The organism is Paenibacillus sp. AR247 (assembly GCF_002968895.1).
GTDB lineage: Bacteria > Bacillota > Bacilli > Paenibacillales > Paenibacillaceae > Paenibacillus_AQ > Paenibacillus_AQ favisporus.
Map to the genome: position 1 here is coordinate 1,258,502 of NZ_PCZT01000009.1, position 2,251 is coordinate 1,260,752.

Here is a 2,251-nt window from a genome sequence, read left to right on the forward strand (position 1 = left end):
CGTCATCATCATAATGATCAGCATGATCGCCGTCAGGGTAAACGCCGGGAATTTGAAGGACCGGATATCCATTAAAGGANCTTTCAGCCGGAGCTGACGAATAACGAACAGCAGCAGGGCAACCGCACCGACAATAATGGTCCAATACACTTTGGGATGCGACCAGCCCGCTCCACCTTCACCCAGACTGCTGAAGCCATAGACGATTCCGCCGAATCCGATCGTAGACAGAATGATCGACAGAACGTCCACTTTGGGTTTGGTAGGCTGTGATACGTTTTTCAAATACACAAACGCGATGATGATCGAAATGATGGCAAACGGCAGAACCAAGTAGAACAGCCATCTCCATTCAAACGAATCGAGAATCAATCCCGACAACGTCGGTCCGATGGCCGGAGCGAACATAATAACGAGACCAATACTGCCCATGGCGGCCCCGCGTTTTTCCGGCGGATACAGAATCAGGATCGTATTCATCATGACCGGAAGCATCAAACCGCTTCCTGCGGCCTGAAGCAAACGGCCGATCAGTAGGAATTCAAAGCCCGGGGCAAAGGCACAGACAAACGTTCCCACCGTGAAAATGATCATGGCTCCAAGGAACATTTGCCTCGTCGTAAACCACTGGACCAGCAGCGCTGATGCAGGAACCAGAACGCCGACGACCAGCATGTAGCCCGTGGCCAGCCATTGCAGCGTAGAGGCCGAGACTTTGAGCTCAACCATCAATTCCGGAAAAGCAATATTGAGCAGCGTCTCATTTAAGATCGAAAAGAACGCCCCCACAATCAATGAGACTAATATAGGCAGCTTCTTGATATGGCTGATATCAGCCGGTACAGATGCAGATGCAGCTGCGACACCTGTTGGATTCATATATTCTCCCTCCTGTTTCTTGCAATATGTCTATATTTGGCATCAGCGAGCCTATTTTACCACATAACACCATGAAAATGTTTCTTATAAATTGCTTTTTTTAAATGATTTATTATTTTAGTCATTTAAGTATTATTCCACCGTTTAGAAGTTACTCATAAGCCAGTACAGAATCGCGGCTGATGATCGTACCTTGATGCTTCCCTTCGCACAATTCTCTCATTGAACCCGGCTTGTCAAAGTTGAATACATGAATAGGCAGATGGTAGTCCCGGGCCAGAATCTTCGGATCGGCGCTCAGCACGCCATCCACTCCCTGCTTGGCAACGAGGAGCGCGTCGCAGTTCACCTCGATCGCACGCTGCACCGAAGGGTAATCGGTCGTGACGTAAGGCTGGCCGTTCCCGCCGGCGAAAATGACGATATACCCTTTCTCCAGATGGTGTATGGCGCGCAATCGAATATACGGCTCGGCCACCGATGCGATGGGGAGCGAGGTCATGACACGGACCTCCTTGTCCGCTTTGCTTTGAGAACACCACGCAGCATCAGGCTGTTGACGACGGTGGCCAGCGTGCCGATATTATCGGCCTCCGCCCTTTCGATGCCCCAGGTTTCCGCCATGTTCCCCCGAAATATGTTGCCGCCGCCGATGACCAGGGAAACCTCCACTCCCATACATACAACGGATAAAATTTCGTCCGCAATATGCTCCAGCCGGCCCGGATCAAAGCCGAACTGGCTCGTTCCTGCCACCGCTCCGCCGCTTAGCTTAATTAACACTCTTTGGTACGCCGCCATGGATCAAACACTCCTTTCGGTTCCGAAAAAATGACTATCGTGATACGCCCACCTAGATAAATAAGCTTCCTCAGTATTGATTTCGAAACATCCAAATTCCTTCAGCCAACACCGCTAATCAGAAGGCCAAAAAGAAAACACTAAAGCCGCTTATGCCTTAGTGTTCAACGCTTCCTTCATATGCCGTTTTCTCAATAATGGAATGTATGCACCGCTTGAACACCAGGGATCCTCCTTTGAAGTCCGTTTTTTACCAAGCAGATTATATCCTGAAAGGTTCGTCTGAAGCAACTATGGCCGCAGAGAGGTGGTCTGGCGAAGTGGACAGACCTACCTTGTGACCAGTGAGTAGTGTCTAGGTTGTACGATAAAATGGGTTTGCAGGTCGGAGATAGGTGGGGTTTTTTTGGTTTTCTATTGTGAATTTTTCACATGTTGCAATATGGATATCAGCGGTTGTTGATTCGCTCTTTTTCCAAAGGTTGGCGTCATGGTTGACGTAAGCGTTAACGTTAAAAGTAGATAGAATGAACTTAAGAAAATTAACGTTAAAGTGACGCATCGCGCCATT

The 2,251-nt window shown here is 48.9% G+C and carries 2 protein-coding genes and 1 pseudogene; all 3 read right to left on the reverse strand.

Annotated elements, in window-relative coordinates; translation table 11 throughout:
- The coding region (locus CPT76_RS13980; RefSeq protein ID WP_146116316.1) for a DHA2 family efflux MFS transporter permease subunit at nucleotides 1-879 on the reverse strand (879 nt) is incomplete at its 3' end.
- A 151-nt stretch (nucleotides 880-1,030) separates the two neighbouring features.
- Nucleotides 1,031-1,680, reverse strand: a pseudogene (locus tag CPT76_RS13985) (amino acid kinase family protein).
- Nucleotides 1,681-2,035: 355 nt separating this feature from the next.
- Nucleotides 2,036-2,251, reverse strand: a 216-nt coding sequence (locus tag CPT76_RS38360; RefSeq protein ID WP_219845423.1) for a hypothetical protein, incomplete at its 5' end; no start/stop codon positions are given.